The sequence below is a fragment of the Acidovorax sp. FW305-C-20-28 genome, assembly GCF_058783375.1.
Genome location: NZ_JBYSYM010000022.1, coordinates 40,453 through 54,497 on the forward strand (window position 1 = coordinate 40,453; position 14,045 = coordinate 54,497).

Annotated in this window: 16 protein-coding genes; 10 read left to right on the forward strand and 6 right to left on the reverse strand. The window is 61.5% G+C overall.

Annotation, left to right across the window (positions count from 1 at the left end; all coding sequences use genetic code 11):
- Window positions 1–5: 5 nt before the first annotated feature.
- Complete coding sequence (locus AC3WOH_RS23015) at window positions 6–1,004, reverse strand: sodium-dependent bicarbonate transport family permease (RefSeq protein WP_492231646.1); 999 nt, start codon at window positions 1,002–1,004, stop codon at window positions 6–8.
- Here AC3WOH_RS23015 and AC3WOH_RS23020 point away from each other — a divergent pair.
- The 3 genes from AC3WOH_RS23020 to AC3WOH_RS23030 all read left to right on the forward strand — a co-directional run bounded on the left by AC3WOH_RS23020 (window position 997) and on the right by AC3WOH_RS23030 (window position 4,943).
- The gene (locus AC3WOH_RS23020) at window positions 997–1,983 is read left to right on the forward strand and encodes a LysR family transcriptional regulator (RefSeq protein WP_492231647.1); all 987 of its coding nucleotides are present in this window, start codon (window positions 997–999) and stop codon (window positions 1,981–1,983) included. The genes AC3WOH_RS23015 and AC3WOH_RS23020 overlap by 8 nt on opposite strands.
- A gap of 495 nt (window positions 1,984–2,478) precedes the next feature.
- On the forward strand, window positions 2,479–3,813 hold the full coding sequence (locus AC3WOH_RS23025) for a sensor histidine kinase (RefSeq protein WP_492231648.1): 1,335 nt from the start codon (window positions 2,479–2,481) through the stop codon (window positions 3,811–3,813).
- An 11-nt stretch (window positions 3,814–3,824) separates the two neighbouring features.
- The gene (locus tag AC3WOH_RS23030; protein WP_492231649.1) at window positions 3,825–4,943 is read left to right on the forward strand and encodes a sugar ABC transporter substrate-binding protein; all 1,119 of its coding nucleotides are present in this window, start codon (window positions 3,825–3,827) and stop codon (window positions 4,941–4,943) included.
- A 311-nt stretch (window positions 4,944–5,254) separates the two neighbouring features.
- On the opposite strand, the gene AC3WOH_RS23035 is transcribed toward AC3WOH_RS23030, so the two are convergent.
- A complete protein-coding gene (locus AC3WOH_RS23035; RefSeq protein ID WP_492231650.1) occupies window positions 5,255–5,707 on the reverse strand; it encodes a LysR family transcriptional regulator in 453 nt (150 codons plus the stop codon).
- Window positions 5,708–5,834: 127 nt separating this feature from the next.
- Between AC3WOH_RS23035 and AC3WOH_RS23040 the strand changes: the two genes are divergently transcribed.
- The 4 genes from AC3WOH_RS23040 to AC3WOH_RS23055 all read left to right on the forward strand — a co-directional run bounded on the left by AC3WOH_RS23040 (window position 5,835) and on the right by AC3WOH_RS23055 (window position 8,990).
- Window positions 5,835–6,533: a class I SAM-dependent methyltransferase gene (locus AC3WOH_RS23040; protein ID WP_492231651.1), complete on the forward strand. Its 699-nt coding sequence runs from the start codon at window positions 5,835–5,837 to the stop codon at window positions 6,531–6,533.
- A gap of 211 nt (window positions 6,534–6,744) precedes the next feature.
- Complete coding sequence (locus tag AC3WOH_RS23045; RefSeq protein WP_492231652.1) at window positions 6,745–7,173, forward strand: hypothetical protein; 429 nt, start codon at window positions 6,745–6,747, stop codon at window positions 7,171–7,173.
- A gap of 60 nt (window positions 7,174–7,233) precedes the next feature.
- On the forward strand, window positions 7,234–8,052 hold the full coding sequence (locus AC3WOH_RS23050; protein WP_492231653.1) for an alpha/beta fold hydrolase: 819 nt from the start codon (window positions 7,234–7,236) through the stop codon (window positions 8,050–8,052).
- A 17-nt stretch (window positions 8,053–8,069) separates the two neighbouring features.
- Window positions 8,070–8,990, forward strand: a complete 921-nt coding sequence (locus tag AC3WOH_RS23055) for a MipA/OmpV family protein (protein WP_492231654.1) — start codon at window positions 8,070–8,072, stop codon at window positions 8,988–8,990.
- 443 nt (window positions 8,991–9,433) lie between these two features.
- Here AC3WOH_RS23055 and AC3WOH_RS23060 read toward each other — a convergent pair whose 3' ends face one another.
- The gene (locus tag AC3WOH_RS23060; RefSeq protein WP_492231655.1) at window positions 9,434–9,883 is read right to left on the reverse strand and encodes a hypothetical protein; all 450 of its coding nucleotides are present in this window, start codon (window positions 9,881–9,883) and stop codon (window positions 9,434–9,436) included.
- A 60-nt stretch (window positions 9,884–9,943) separates the two neighbouring features.
- On the opposite strand from AC3WOH_RS23060, the gene AC3WOH_RS23065 reads away from it, so the two are divergent.
- Together AC3WOH_RS23065 and AC3WOH_RS23070 are read left to right on the forward strand one after the other, a co-directional pair.
- Window positions 9,944–10,168, forward strand: coding sequence for a hypothetical protein (locus AC3WOH_RS23065; protein ID WP_492231656.1), 225 nt, complete (start codon window positions 9,944–9,946; stop codon window positions 10,166–10,168).
- A gap of 989 nt (window positions 10,169–11,157) precedes the next feature.
- Window positions 11,158–11,376, forward strand: coding sequence for a hypothetical protein (locus tag AC3WOH_RS23070; RefSeq protein WP_492231657.1), 219 nt, complete (start codon window positions 11,158–11,160; stop codon window positions 11,374–11,376).
- A gap of 42 nt (window positions 11,377–11,418) precedes the next feature.
- On the opposite strand, the gene AC3WOH_RS23075 is transcribed toward AC3WOH_RS23070, so the two are convergent.
- Window positions 11,419–12,051, reverse strand: coding sequence for a response regulator (locus AC3WOH_RS23075; protein ID WP_492231658.1), 633 nt, complete (start codon window positions 12,049–12,051; stop codon window positions 11,419–11,421).
- A 206-nt stretch (window positions 12,052–12,257) separates the two neighbouring features.
- Between AC3WOH_RS23075 and AC3WOH_RS23080 the strand changes: the two genes are divergently transcribed.
- Window positions 12,258–13,043, forward strand: a complete 786-nt coding sequence (locus AC3WOH_RS23080) for a YoaK family protein (RefSeq protein WP_492231730.1) — start codon at window positions 12,258–12,260, stop codon at window positions 13,041–13,043.
- A gap of 39 nt (window positions 13,044–13,082) precedes the next feature.
- Here AC3WOH_RS23080 and AC3WOH_RS23085 read toward each other — a convergent pair whose 3' ends face one another.
- Together AC3WOH_RS23085 and AC3WOH_RS23090 are read right to left on the reverse strand one after the other, a co-directional pair.
- Window positions 13,083–13,322, reverse strand: a complete 240-nt coding sequence (locus tag AC3WOH_RS23085; protein ID WP_492231659.1) for a hypothetical protein — start codon at window positions 13,320–13,322, stop codon at window positions 13,083–13,085.
- Between the two features lie 146 nt (window positions 13,323–13,468).
- Window positions 13,469–13,957: a hypothetical protein gene (locus tag AC3WOH_RS23090; RefSeq protein ID WP_492231660.1), complete on the reverse strand. Its 489-nt coding sequence runs from the start codon at window positions 13,955–13,957 to the stop codon at window positions 13,469–13,471.
- Window positions 13,958–14,045: the final 88 nt, after the last annotated feature.

The window sequence follows — 14,045 nt, forward strand, 5'->3', positions numbered from 1 at the left end:
AGAGCTCAAGCTCGAATCACAATCCCTGCCAACCACTGGTACAGCGGAATGCCCACGAGCAAATTGAACGGAAAAGTGACGCCCAGCGATAGCCCGATGTAGACCGCAGGCCTCGCTTCGGGTACCGCATGTCGAAGAACTGCAGGCACGGCAATGTAGGAGGCACTGGCGGCAAGCACTGCGAGCAGTGTTGCATCCTGCGTCCCCAGGCCCGCCACGCGCGCCAGTCCCAGGGCAAGCATCGCGTGCACAACGGGCGCAAGAAGCGCATAGGCGAAGAGAGATGTCGGCAGCGAGCGCAGACCCGCCATCTGGCGCGCCGTCAGCAAGCCCATGTCCAGCAGGAAGAAGGCTAGCAAGCCCTTGAACAAATCGCCTGTGAACGGCTGCATTGCCTTGGCGCCGGCGGGGCCCGATACCAAACCGACCAGCAATGCCCCCACCAGAAGAACCGTACCACCATCGGTAAGTGCTTCGCGCAACACCCCTGGGGTGGACGGGCGAGCGACTCCTGCCAAAGCCAGCGTCGCAGCACCCGAACCATCGGTGGATAAGGCCCGGCTACGGGCCCACTGCGCGCTGACCAAAGCCAACACGATCGCGGGCGACTCCATGAGCGCCATTGCCGCTGCCATGTAGCCACCTCCCGGACTGCCCTGGGAGTCAAGAATGTGAGCCGCCGTCACGAAGGTCACCGCGCTGACGCTGCCATAAGTGGCAGCGACGCCTATGGCATCCATTGGCGGCAGCGCGCGCTTCAGAAACTGCCAGTCCAACAGCGGGATCACGATGGCCAGGAGCACTGCGCATCCCAGCGCAGCAACTACTGTCGCATTCAAACCGGTCTGACTCAACGCAAAACCGCCCTTCAGCCCCAGGGCCATCAAGAGGTAGAGCGAGAGAAATCGAGATAGAGGGGGCGGCACCTCAAGATTGGAGCGCAACAGTCCTGCGCTGACTCCGAGGATAAAAAACAGGATTGCTGGATCAAGAAGAATGTTCATGGCTGCGGATGGTAGGGACAACCCGCAATCGAGGAAAATCGATAGTTTCGATGCGATATATAGATGGATCACTATGCATGCCACTTTTCGTCAACTGCGCCTTCTGGTTGCGCTGGCCGACACGGGGTCCATAACGGGTGCAGCTCGTGCGTGCCATGTGACCCAACCCACCGTCTCCATGCAGATCAGGGAGTTGGCTGATGCCGTCGGATTGCCCTTGTACGAGCAGATAGGCCGCGCGCTCTATCTCACCCCTGCAGGTGAAGCCGTCGCAGAAACCGCCCGTGCCATGGTGGCTGAATGGGAAACGCTGGAACAGCGCATCGCTGGCCTCAAGGGCCTGCGGCAGGGGCGTCTGCGCGTGGCGCTGGCTAGCACTGCGAAGTACTTCATACCGCGAATGCTGGGCCGCTTTTGTGCCAATCACCCCGACGTCGACATTGAACTGCAGGTCTTGAACCGCGACGGCGTTGTGCAGCGCATGCGTTCCAATCAGGACGACCTCTACATCCTCTCCATGCCTCCGGCGGACATCCCGCATGAGCGGCTCGCGCTGCTGGACAACCCACTGGTGCCGATCTCCGCCTTGGACCATCCACTGGCGAGGGCAGCAAGGGTCCGCCCCACACGTCTCCAGCAAGAGCCTTTCATCCTGCGCGAACGAGGGTCTGGCACCCGGCTTGCCGGCGACGCCCACTTCGAGCACCTGGGACTGCACCCTCGTGTGCGGTTGGAGCTCGGCAGCAACGAGGCGGTCAAGCAAGCGGTCGCCTCGGGCATGGGTCTGGGCCTGGTATCCCGTCACGCGCTGGCTGGTCTACCGTCCACCGAGGGACTGGCAGTGCTGAAGGCGGATCGATTTCCGGTGCCTTCATCGTGGTCGGTTCTGTGGCTCAAGGGCAAGCGCTTGTCGCCGGTTGCGAGCGCATTTCTGGAGCACCTGCAGGATTTGGCGACCCAGTGGGAAGTGCACTCTTGAGCCGGAAGCCGCTTGAACGACACCCATAGTTGCCGCGTACTGGGCAGGCGGGTGTTCTACTTCCACTTCGACCTGCAAATCCGGTTTCGCCACGATTGCTCATGAGGTACGGCGTCCAAGCTGGATGCGATGGTGATTGAATTCTCCCTCCGCCCGGGGAAAGAGCCGAAGGGCCGTGAAGCTGCACGGTGTTGATGTCGGCAGGGAAGGCATGCCGTGGAGTGCAGGCGGCAATGGTCCCCGGTAAACGACCAGGCGCATCACGACGAATGGGACGTGATCGGGAATTCGAGGGGTCAGATCAGCCATGCGACCAGGCGGCTATGCAGGCACGCGGTCCCTGCGTTTCTGCATCGGGCCCTCCCAAAGTCGAGCATCATGCAGCGCAGCAGTACCATTGACGTTTCCACGCTAGTGACCGACATGTTTTTACAATGGACAAAGAGCGCAGATCTACGCTCATTCGAGTCCACCCAACTCTTTGAAAGTTGATTGATGTTCGGACGAAGCCGGTTGGCATTGGGTGTTGGCGCGGGCCTCACGATCGGCTTTCTGGCGCTGATCGTGATCGTTGGCACCACGATCTGGCTGGTGGAGCTGGGTAACCGCCTGATTGAGCAATCCGCGATCCAGCGCACGATCCGCATCGCCGCCGTGGAGCTGCGCGACCATCTGCGCACCGCAGAATCGAGCCAACGGGGATTTCTGCTGACCGGCAATCAGATTTATCTGGCCCCTTACGACACTGCCAAGACGCGGGCGAGGCAGGAGCTGGACGATTTGAGCAGGATGATCGCGCCCGATGCCCCCAATCGGGCCATGCTGCCCAGGTTGTCGGAGGCGGTGGGCGAAAAAATCGCCGACATGGACTCCAGTATTGCGCTGAAAAGCGCCGGCCGCGATGCCGAGGCCATGGCGTTGCTGCAGAGGAATCGCGGCAAAACGCTGATGGATGAAATCAACGTCTATCTTTATGGCGCGATCTTGATCGCCGACGAGAACAACTCGCAAAGCAGCGCGGAACAGCAACGCAATGCGTTGATGCTGCGGTGGATCTCGGCGGGCGCTGCCGTGGTGATCATCCTGGTCGTGCTGGTCGTGGCCAATACCGTCTACCGCAATCGACAGGAGTTGAAGCAAGCGCGCGACGAAGTGCAGGCAGCCAATCTCACCCTGGAAGAGCGGGTGAAAACCCGCACCGCCGACCTGGCCCTGGCGCGGGAACGCGCAGAGGTTCTTCTGACCGAGGTCAATCACCGCGTCGCCAACAGTCTTCAGTTGGTGGGCGCACTGGTGGCGATGCAAATGCGGTCCGTCACCGATACGGCGGCCAAGGAAGCCTTGCGTGAAACGCAATCGCGGATCAATGCCATCTCGCTGATCCATAAAAGTCTCTATACATCCGGCGACGTGGCCAATGTTCCGCTGAACGACTATCTGGGCGCCATGCTGAAAAATCTGGAAACGGCGATGAAGAAGGACGGCCATACCGCCATCCTGAAATGCTATCTGGAGCCGATTTCGCTGGGCACTGACGCCAGCGTCAGCTTGGGCGTGGCCGTACAGGAACTGGTCACCAACGCCTTCAAATATGCTTACCCTGCCGACGAGCCCGGTGAGGTTCGGGTGCGGCTCAAGCGATTGGACGGCGGCAAAGCCGAATTGACGGTCGAGGATGACGGCGTGGGAATTGCGCCGAACGTCACGCCTGGGGGCACGGGGATGGGTAGCAAGATCATTCAAACGATGGCGTCGTCGTTGAAGACCCATGTGGAATATATCAACCGCATGCCGGGCACGGCAGCGCGGCTGGTGCTGACGACTGCGTGATGGGATTTGCGATGAAATTTCGTGTGGTTGCGGTTGTTTCGCTTGCGTGTCTCAGCGGCGCTTCGTTTGCCACTGGCGGCGATGGGCTGACCAAGCCAGTCAAATTGCCGGCCTACGACGCCGCACGGCCTTCTTGCAGAGCGCCCGTCGGACTTCAGAAAAAGCTGGTCTTTGTTCTGGACAACAGACGAGAGTTCATGCAGGGCGTGGGGCGCGGACTGGAAGCGGCCGCGCGGGCGCGGAGCCTCGACTACAGCGTTTCCTTTGCGAACAATGATCCCGAGTTGATGATCAAGCAGGTGGGCGCAGTCGCGACCGATAAAACGGGCGCGATTGTGGTTGCGCCGATCGATCCGCCATCGCTGGCCCCGGCACTCAAGAAGGTGATCGGCGCCGGCGCCTATGTGGGTGCCGTCGTGGCGCCGCCAGCGACGACGGTGCTGAACGCGCCGCAATATCTGACCGGCAAGGTGTTGGCGGATTCCGCGGCAAACTACATCCGCACGCGGCTCGGCGGAAAGGCCAAGGTTGTGCTCCTGACCCATGACAGTCTGCAATTTCTGGCGCCGCGTTTCACCGCGATGCGCGATACCCTTCGGGCACTGCCGGGGGTGACCATCGTGGCCGACATCTCGCCTGCCACGGTCGACAAAGAGGGTGGATATCGCACGATGAAGACGATCCTGCTAGCGCACTCGAACATAGACGTGGTGCTTGGCGCGGACACGGTTGTGCTGGGAGCGCTGGCAGCGTTGCGGGAAGCGGGCAAGGCGCGGGCGGACCAGTTTCTGGGCGGTATCGACGGCGAGCAGCAAGCGGTCGTCGAAATCAAAAAAGGCGACAGCCCATACAAGGCGAGTATCAGCCTTGCTTCGTCCATATTCGGCTATGCGATGGGCCAGCAGGCCGCAGACTGGCTGGACGGAAAATCGATCCCGCAGGCAATGGATGTTCTGCCAAAGGCGCTCACCAGCAGCAATATCGCAGACTATGAGCGTGACACGGCCAATCCAGGGGCGGTGTATGCCGATCTTTCCCGACGTGCGGATTATTTGAGGATGTACGGCAATATATGTTTCGATACGCGCGAACACTATATTAATTTCCCGTGGTCATCAGAAACCAAGTAGCGCCATCACAACGCCCCGCCTCGCTCCGCTTGGCACCTTGCGCGCAGGCGAGTACCCGGCAGCCATAGCCGCCTCCACGTTTATCATCTGCTGCGCGAAGACAACCACGCAACGGTGAAGTTTTTTTCGCTCAAGCTCAAGCCGAGTTGGCTCAGGTAAGCAAGATACCGGCCGTTGCGATCTGAACCCACAAACGCCGCGTTCACCGCGTCTTCAGCCGTTCGTGGATGCCCGTGAATCTGGACCCATGTTTCAGACGCGTAAAAGTAGGCCGTTGCCTCGCGCAGAAGACGGGCGATCAGCTCAGGTTGCTAGGGCTTTATGTGGCGGATGGCAATGTCGGCTTCGCGGCGCGGCAGGTCGCTCAGGGCATCAGAAGGGATCACTTCGACAGCAATGCCTTGCTCCTGTGCCTGCAAGCGCCGCAGGATGGGCGGCAGCAGGTAAGCGGCCACCGCGTCACTGGCTGACACCGACACCACGCCGCCAACGGCCTGCGAGCGCCCGCTGGCTGCCAGACCCAGGGCCTCTGCGGCAGCGCCCATGGCACGAGCGTGCTCCAGCAGGTCCTGGCCGGTGGGTGTGAGCACCATCGCCTTGCCCACGCGCTCGAAAAGGGTCACCCCCATGCGCTGCTCAATCGCAGCGACCTGTCGGCTCAAGGTGGGCTGGGTCAAGCCCAGCTTGCGCGCGGCGGCAGACAGCGAGCCGGTCTGAGCCGTTTGAAAAAATGCCTTGAGTTGATTCCAGTCGAGGTCTTCCATACGTAGATGTATATGTTCACTGCAATTTATCGCAGTTTCCTGCGCGTCAATGCATGGATAGCATCTGGGTGTTGCTTATTGCACTTCTGTGCCTCGCTGCTTCAGCACTCCACCCGCTTCGAACCCTATGTCGTCTCCCGTCATTGCTGCACTCTCCAGTGCCGTGCCCCCTGCCACTACCCAGACGGCTGCGGCAGCCAAAGCGCGTTTCTGGGACCGCCTTGCGCCCAAATACGCTGCGACCCCCTATGCCGATCTGGCGGGGTATGAGGCCACTTTGCAGCGCGTGCAGGGCCTGCTGTCCCCCCAGCATGACGTACTGGAGATAGGGTGCGGCACCGGCAGCACCGCCCTGCGCGTGACGCCTTTCGCGCGCAGCCTGCTGGCCACCGACGTGTCGTCCGAGATGATCGCTATCGCCCACCAGCGACTGGCAGCACAACCGTCGCCAGCCTTGCGTTTTGCCGTGGCAGATGCCGAGGCAATGGCATTTGGACACGAGGCTTTTGACGCGGTGTTGGCCCTCAACGTACTGCACCTCTTGAGTGATCTGGAGGAAGCGCTTGTGCCGCTGGTGCAGGCGCTGCGCCCAGGAGGGTTGCTGATCTCCAAGACACCCTGTATTGCCGAGATGAACCCGCTGATTCCCTATCTGGCAGTGCTGCTGATGCGCGCCATTGGCAAGGCCCCCCCGGTGCTGTGCTTTAACGAACGACAGCTCCAGTCCGCCATGGTCCGGCAGGGCTTGCAGATTGTCTGCGCCGAGCGGCATGGCACGCGCGGCAAGGACATTCGCGCTTTCATCGTCGCCCGCAAGCCGGGCTGAGTCTCTCCCGCCCTTGCAGTCCAGGCCTGCGGCTCCTTAGGGTCGCAGGCGCAGCCATGCCCGCGAATGCGCCAAGGGCCTGCATTCACCCGATCGATCTCCGAAGGCGACCCTGACTTTCGCCCTGCCACGGCAATGACTTCCATCAACGCCCTCTTCAAACACGATTTTTTCCACTGACGTATTTCTTCCGATGACCGCTACTTCCACCATGAACAATCGCAAATACCCGCTGTCTCTCACGCCCATCGCTGGCCTCGCAACGGCCATGACGCTTCTCACCGGCTGCGCGTCCACCCTCGACCAGGCGGGACTGGAGCAGCGCACTGCACAAGCCATTGGGCGCACGGTAGGCCAGTTCACCATCACCGAACGCCAGGAGGAAACTGGCGGTCGTATCAACTACACCGTCAACACCCGCGATGGCGCGAGTTACCGGTGCTATCTGTACGGGGCGACGGGCTTTCAGAAGGCCATGAGCTTCGGTCAAACACCGCACTCCGATGCTGTCTGCACTGCGGTGGTAGACGGTCCGGCCAACAAGAGCGGCAATCCCGCATCGGCAGCGCCAGCAGAGCAACGAGGGCGCAGTGCTGGGAAAGAATGCAACGCGCTGCTGCGCACGGCGGGGCGTTGCTAAATGGCACCCCGCTTCTTTGGCATTTGGGCCACAAACCTGTTCTGCAGTGGATACGAGGCCATGAAGCGATGGCATGGATTCGGCCTTCTGCTCGTGGCCTGTTTGAGCGGTTGCTCGACCTTGCCCGGCGCCACCACCGATACGTTGGACGGACGAACGGTCGAATACGTCCTGGCGGGGCAGGGGGCACCCGTGGTGGTGTTCGAGAACGGGCTGGGAGCCAAGCTGGACTGGTGGTCCAAGGTCTGGCCCGACTCCGTAGCGCTAACCCGCTCTTTGGCCTATAACCGCGCGGGCTACGGGCGTAGCGACGTGTCCACCATGCCGCGCGACGGGGCACAGGTGGTGGACGAGCTCAGGGCCTTGCTCAACGCCCGCCAACTGCCACCGCCTTATGTCCTGGTCGGGCACTCGCTGGGCGGCTTGTACATGCAGCTGTACGCGCGCCAATACCCGGAGGAGGTGGCGGCTCTGGTGTTGGTGGATTCCACGCACCCTGAGCAGTTCAAAGGTGCCGGCAACCCGGACCAATGGCCTACCTGGTTGAACCTACTGTTCAAAGCCACGACCTCCGACGCGGCCAAAGAGGAGCTCGCAGCTCTGGATGCGACGGGCGAGATGGTTTCGCGCATGCCCGTCGACCCATCGATTCCAGTGTGGGTACTGAGCGCATCGCGCGTGGCGTCAGGGCCCTCAGCGTTGGCGGAGGATGCCCAGCGCAAGCGGGTCGAACTTGCCACGCTGTACCCCGGCTCCACCCAGGTGTGGGTGGACAGCGGACACGCCATTCCGCTGGAGAAGCCCGAAGCGGTGGTCGACGCCGTTCGCGCGGCGGTGCAGTCAGCGCGGGCGTCGCGCGACATGCGCAAAACGCGGTAGCCACTTCCTCTTTTCCTATGTTTCCAACCCTGAGAATTTCTACGATGGTCTCATTTCCTTTCGCCCGCGCCCATGAATCCACCCGCACGCTCTGGCGGCAGAGGGCCGCACAGCAAGCGTTTGCGCCCAGCACCAGTACAGCGGCAAGGCACCTGCGTGCTGCCGTGGTCGCGCTTGCGCTGGGGTCGCTAGCCTGGCCTGCAGCTTGGGCGCAGGACAACCTTGCGCGTAGCGGTGTATCCAGCGGCTCGGCTGCCAACAACGCCGACTATCAATTGGGTCTGGGCGTCGGCGTGGCGGCGGACCGAGCGCCATACCGGAACTTCAATGACAAGGTGCAGGGACTGCCGCTCGTCTATTTCGAGAACCAATGGGTCAACGTGTTTGGTCCTTCACTCGACGTCAAGCTACCGTCGGCCGGGCCCGTGTCGTTTGCGTTGCGTGCGCGTTTTTTGGGTGGAGGCTACAAAGCCGGAGATTCACCCTACCTTTCTGGCATGGATAAACGCAGTGCCAGCGTGGGGGCGGGCATCGCAGCGACATGGCGCAATGACCTGGTCAATGTCTCTGGAGAATGGTTCGAAGATGCCTCGGGCAAGAGCAAAGGGCGAAAGATCAAGCTGGAGGTGGACCGTCGCTTCCAATGGCAAGCCTTCGACTTCACACCCCACTTGGCCGCGCATTGGGCGGACAGCAAATATGTGAATTACTACTACGGCGTGAAGTCTTCCGAATCATTGCCACAGCGACCAACCTACCGAGGCGATGCGAGCGTCAACATGGAGCTTGGACTGACCGTGGGTTACGCGTTAGCGCCCCGGCAAAGTGTGATTTTGGACATCCACACCACCCACTACGGAAAGGGCATCAAGAACAGTCCGTTGGTGGACCGCTCGAGCACCAACGGGGCACATCTAGCATATATGTACCGCTTCTGACCAGGTCGTAGCCAGTCCGGACAAGCGACCGGCCTCAGGCCTCCTGTCCATCCACCACTCTGGGCAACGCACTGTTCGCGAATGAGAGGTGCCTGACACCTAGGCCGGCACAGCCCTCATCGAGGCGACAGATCGGCCAACAGGCCCCGTGACCACGCCCAGGCAGGCTGAGACACACATCCTCTTGTGTTTGGCTTGCCCGGGGTGCTCGCCGCTGTACTTGCGCGCTCGCTACCCGGAGGCGACGACTGGTCGCGTGATAGTGAACGGCGACGACTTCGCGCATTCCAAGCGGGCAGATGGGGGCGTCCTATCAAGCAGAAATGGGTCTTGCAATCAACCTCCGAGGTCGGCACTGGCATCGGCCCTGCGGCCCATCTCAAAACGCCGGCGTGGCGCACGTGTACCCAACCTACCTCGATCAGAGCGAGGCCATGCACGCATCAACCTTGGTGGCGCCCGATCTGCAACGCCAAATTGGCGTAGCTCACCCCTGCACCAGAAAGGCCCCTGAACTCGGACTCGGAGATACGGTTGACCCGGAAATCGAAGTCTTGAGCTTCGAGAGATGCGCTCAGGGATCTCGTGCTGCCTTGGGCGCTGCTAGCCCCGGTGGTCCCCATGTCCATCATCATCCGCAAAAAATTGGCGCTGCCGTAGTCCTGGATCCCGTTGCGACGGACCGGAGGGGCCGAAGAATTTGGCATGAGTGGGGGTTTGGCGCGCAAGAGGCCGACGGACAGATGTCCTGTGGCGTCGACAAGAACGGTATCTCCAGCAGTGACGTAATGGATGCGAACGCCGCGCATGTCAAAAGGCTCTCCGCTGGCGCTCATGCAGGCCGCGTTGCGCGCGTCCACGATGAAAACGCCGCCTTCGCCCATCACCGTCATGGTGGTGCTTCCGTCCGGGCAGGGCAGGCCGACGATCAGCGCAGTTCGCGCGCCAACACCGTGCTCAACGCCGGCCTGCGCTACACCGTGAGCAAGGAGCTCACGCTGGGCCTGGATGTCTTCAACCTGGCCGGCAAGAAAGGCAACGACATCGAGTACTTCTACGCGTCCTGCACGGCGGGTGAATCGGCGCGAGGTGACTGCACCGGCGGCGGTATCGAGGGACGCCACGTGCATCCCATGGAGCCGCGCAGTGCGCGCCTGAGCGCGCACTGGAGTTTCTAGCCGACAAGCAACTGTCGTTAGTCTTTGGCCAGGGCCTTCTTGGTATATAGGGTCAAGTTGCCTTTCTGGCTCCAGTTGTCGAGGCTGTCAGCGTGTCCAAACGTGACGGACAATCAATATGGCCGTCTGCGACGGCTCTCTCGTCCCGCCGACAACGGAATTCCTGCCCGCCAAGCTCGGTCTTGCTAAGCAAGTTGTCGAGGTACCATCACCTGAGCGCCTAAGTCTGGCCAGCTCGACACTATCGAAGAACAAACGGTCTGCAACCAAGACCTCTTGTTCTGACGATAGCTGTGAATCTTTCTAGGGGCCCGGCCGGATATGGTTGGAACTCACGTGGGCAGTGCCGTGCTCGGAGGGCGGGCTAACGTCCGGCCTCATTCCGAAATCGCTTACAGGCTTGTTCCAGGCCGACTCCAGTGTGCTGGGCCTTCAGGTCGGGGGCTGGGCGTTTTTGGAATTCGGGTCGCTGGGACTGTTGGTGTTCGACAAGCCTGCGCCCGGCGCCTTACCTATTTCGCCTTGGTCGCCCGTATTGTGGTCCGGCGTGTTCCAGGTACCTCCAGTACGGCTTGTGTTTCCGCGAGGATGGTCCTCGCTGGCGTCATCAAAGTTCAGTTGCTCGGAGGTCGTGGGTGGAGAGTCTGCAGCGCCGCGGTCCCCTCCGTTCAAGGCGCGTGGGTGCACATGCGCAGCCTGATTGCGATCTGAGCGGCTGCTCTGATCTCGCTGCGGCGGTTGAGATTGCTCTTGAGACATGGTTGTTTCCTCGTCTGGGCGCTGACCACGGTGGTGAGCGGCTTCTTTTATCCTGCGCAGCCGGCGCGGGAGGGCGTGTCGGCATGGCGCTGGTACTGACGTAGGAAATCCATGGCCTTCGCTGCGCAGTGGAGCAAGGAACACCAACGCGCCATGCGTCGAGGCGAAAGACGACACTCGGACGTCTCGGCAGGGTTCACGATGTATGACACTTCTACCGGACTGGCCGTATGCAGAAATCAACACCCGTTCCCAAAGCCCAAATCGACCAGGCCGAGCGCAAAATCGGAGCCGTTCTGGAGGACTTGGAGCAACAGACCTCCTCTGAGGTGAAGGACGTTGAACTTGTGCAGGTGGTTGAGGATGACCCCAAAACTGGGGTCCCTGCCGTGCACGATGCTGTCGATATCGATGTTGATCCTCGGCCACAGCGCAAGTGGCTCAAATGACAGCCGAACGCCTGGGCTGGGAGGGCTTGTCGATAGACGGCGTCAGTCGATGAGGTTCTGTTTGAGTGCGTAGTAAGTTAGATCGCTGTTTGAGCTGAGGTTGAGCTTTTCCATCAAGCGCGTCCGGTAGGTGCTCACGGTTTTGACGCTCAACGAGAGCGCGTCCCCGATCTCACTCACGGTGGCACCCCTTGCAAGCTTGAGGAAGACCTGCATCTCCCGATCGGACAGCTGCTCGTGCAAAGGCGCGTCGCTGGGGCGGTTCAGTTGCTGGGCGAGGAGCTCGGCAACAGCTGGCGTAAGGAAACGCTTTCCCAGCGCGATGACGCGGACAGCCTCCACAATCTGCTTCGGATCGCAGTCCTTGTTCAGATAGCCGCTGGCGCCTTTGCGGATCAGGTTGAGCGCGTATTGCTCCTCCGGATAGCCTGACAGGATGAGGATTCCCATGTCTGGGGCCTTCGAGCGCAGCATGCCGATTGCATCCAGCCCGCCTTGCCCTGGCATCGACAAGTCCAGAAGCAGTACGTCGATTTCGTGGGTGCGAACCAGGTCGATGGCCTCGCGGCCATTGGCCGCTTCGCCTTCCACCCGAATATCCACGTGCTCTGATAGAAACTGGCGCAGACCAGATCGAATGATTTGATGGTCGTCAACGATTCCAACACGGATCATGAAAGGGTCTCACTGAAAATTGGTGACTGGCAAACAGCCGCGCTTCACCCGCGGAAGAGGGTGACAATGCTCGCGATTCCAAGCGCGGGGCGGCCACATTGTCGGTAGGACGGCGGCTCGGTTCTGTCATCCTTTTTCCCGACTTGGCGGAATATCTCCCGGATCTTTGGCATCGGCGCTGGCCGGGCGGGGCGCATACTGTGGTGATGCGCCGGATTCGATTTCTCATGTACCGCCACCGGTCCCGTTCGACGAACCGGGCCTTTGGGCTGTTGCTGGCGTTCAACGCCGGGGCCATCAATGCGGGGGGCTTTCTGGTGCTCCATGCCTACACTTCGCACATGACCGGCTTCGCCTCGCAGTTGGTCGACAGCGGCGTGACCGGCAGCAGAACGCTCTTTCTCAGTGCCTTGGGCGCGATATGCGCCTTCACCGCAGGGGCGGCAGTATGCGCGGTGCTCGTCAGCTGGGCGCGAGAGCTCCGGCTGCGTGCCATCTATGCGCCGCCCTTGCTTCTGGAGGCCTTGCTCCTGCTGTTCTTCGGCATCGCCGGCACCGTGACGCTCGCCTGGCCCACCCCCTTTACGGTGCCCATGACCGTGCTGCTGCTGTCCTTCATCATGGGGCTGCAGAACGCAGTGGGCTCCAAGACCTCGCGCGGCAGCATTCGTACCACCCACATGACCGGCAACATCACCGATCTGGGCATGGAGCTGGGAAAGTGGGCGTACCTGGGATTGCGTCGGAGGGAGCAATTCCCCCTGGTCCATTGTGACCCGGAGCGGGTGACGCGCGTAGCCGGCCTGATCGCCATGTTCTTGCTCGGCGGACTGGTGGGTGCTCTCGGCTTCCAACACATCGGCTTCATCTGCGTGGTGCCGCTCGCGTCGCTGCTGCTGGTGTTGTCGATGCCGCCCATTGCGCGTGAAAGGCGACGAGCTTCTGTCTCCTGCTGGATGCGCCAGCCTGCAAAGCCCACCGAACACCACTGATGCGGCAGCTACGGATACGGTGGCAGGGCGTGGATACGGCTATCTGGACAGAGGGGCAGAGGATGGCCCAAGCGGTGCTTGCGCCTTCTGACCCCCTATGGGCCGCGCATCTGCATCCGGATCAGCAGAACTCTTTGGGCCGAAGTAGTAGAAGGCGATGAAGGCAAAGAACAGGATGAATGCGATGGTCGCGCCGTACTTCACCGCCGTGGGTGTACGCACGCTCTGAAATGGCTTGGAGGTATTCGCATCCCTGTTCAAGGGTTGATCGTGTTTCACGTCTGGCTCCAAGAAATATGCTTGTGAAGGCGGTAAGTTCCCAATGTGCGTCATCCGCTTACACTGCCGCGTAGGACCTTTGCCTACGATCCAGTCACATGTTTGGTCGGCACGGACTAGGGTTTCGCCACTTCACGAACCCACCTCTATCGCGAGCTGGACTTGCTCCCCCGAACGGCCAGCGAGACGATGGCGATGCCCCCGGCAATGACCAGTGCGTCTTCCACCAGGCCACTGCGGGTCTGGCCTACCTGCCGCATGGCACGCTTGCGCGCATCCAACGTGAGATAGGCGAGCGGCACGGCCGTGCCAATTGCCGCGGCTGCGCCCGCCGACTCGCGGCCACGGGGCGCCAGGGCTGCCCCTGCAATGCCTGCGCTGGCCACTCGGGCCAGCAGTCCCAGCAAGACGGTTCGGTCGGGGGCGGACTTCATCTTGTCGCCTGCCAGTTCGCCGGCCCCCATGGCAAGCGCGCCGAACTTGAACAGCGGGCGGTCAAGCAGCGCCAGGGCGCCGGGAGTGGAGTGGCCCAGCAGTCGCGCGGCCGACAGGGTGGCCATGGGCGTCATGGAGCGCGCGCTGGCCACGGCGCCGATGAGCGCAGACCAGAGCAATGCGGGGGGTTTCATAGGCATGCCTTCTCTCACGAGGGGATGGGGAAAGTGCGTGGACAAACGGTGATCGTGCTTCCTCGGATACCTGCTGGACCTCATCCATGTGGCT

Coding starts and splice junctions, on each gene's coding strand:
- AC3WOH_RS23025 (WP_492231648.1), top strand. CDS start 2,479: ATGTTCGGACGAAGCCGGTTGGCATTGGGTGTTGGCGCGGGCCTCACG.
- AC3WOH_RS23045 (WP_492231652.1), top strand. CDS start 6,745: ATGAACAATCGCAAATACCCGCTGTCTCTCACGCCCATCGCTGGCCTC.
- AC3WOH_RS23080 (WP_492231730.1), top strand. CDS start 12,258: ATGCGCCGGATTCGATTTCTCATGTACCGCCACCGGTCCCGTTCGACG.
- AC3WOH_RS23035 (WP_492231650.1), bottom strand. CDS start 5,707: ATGGAAGACCTCGACTGGAATCAACTCAAGGCATTTTTTCAAACGGCT.
- AC3WOH_RS23060 (WP_492231655.1), bottom strand. CDS start 9,883: ATGACGGTGATGGGCGAAGGCGGCGTTTTCATCGTGGACGCGCGCAAC.
- AC3WOH_RS23070 (WP_492231657.1), top strand. CDS start 11,158: ATGCAGAAATCAACACCCGTTCCCAAAGCCCAAATCGACCAGGCCGAG.
- AC3WOH_RS23090 (WP_492231660.1), bottom strand. CDS start 13,957: ATGCCTATGAAACCCCCCGCATTGCTCTGGTCTGCGCTCATCGGCGCC.
- AC3WOH_RS23055 (WP_492231654.1), top strand. CDS start 8,070: ATGTTTCCAACCCTGAGAATTTCTACGATGGTCTCATTTCCTTTCGCC.
- AC3WOH_RS23040 (WP_492231651.1), top strand. CDS start 5,835: ATGTCGTCTCCCGTCATTGCTGCACTCTCCAGTGCCGTGCCCCCTGCC.
- AC3WOH_RS23020 (WP_492231647.1), top strand. CDS start 997: ATGTTCATGGCTGCGGATGGTAGGGACAACCCGCAATCGAGGAAAATC.
- AC3WOH_RS23050 (WP_492231653.1), top strand. CDS start 7,234: ATGAAGCGATGGCATGGATTCGGCCTTCTGCTCGTGGCCTGTTTGAGC.
- AC3WOH_RS23015 (WP_492231646.1), bottom strand. CDS start 1,004: ATGAACATTCTTCTTGATCCAGCAATCCTGTTTTTTATCCTCGGAGTC.
- AC3WOH_RS23030 (WP_492231649.1), top strand. CDS start 3,825: ATGAAATTTCGTGTGGTTGCGGTTGTTTCGCTTGCGTGTCTCAGCGGC.
- AC3WOH_RS23075 (WP_492231658.1), bottom strand. CDS start 12,051: ATGATCCGTGTTGGAATCGTTGACGACCATCAAATCATTCGATCTGGT.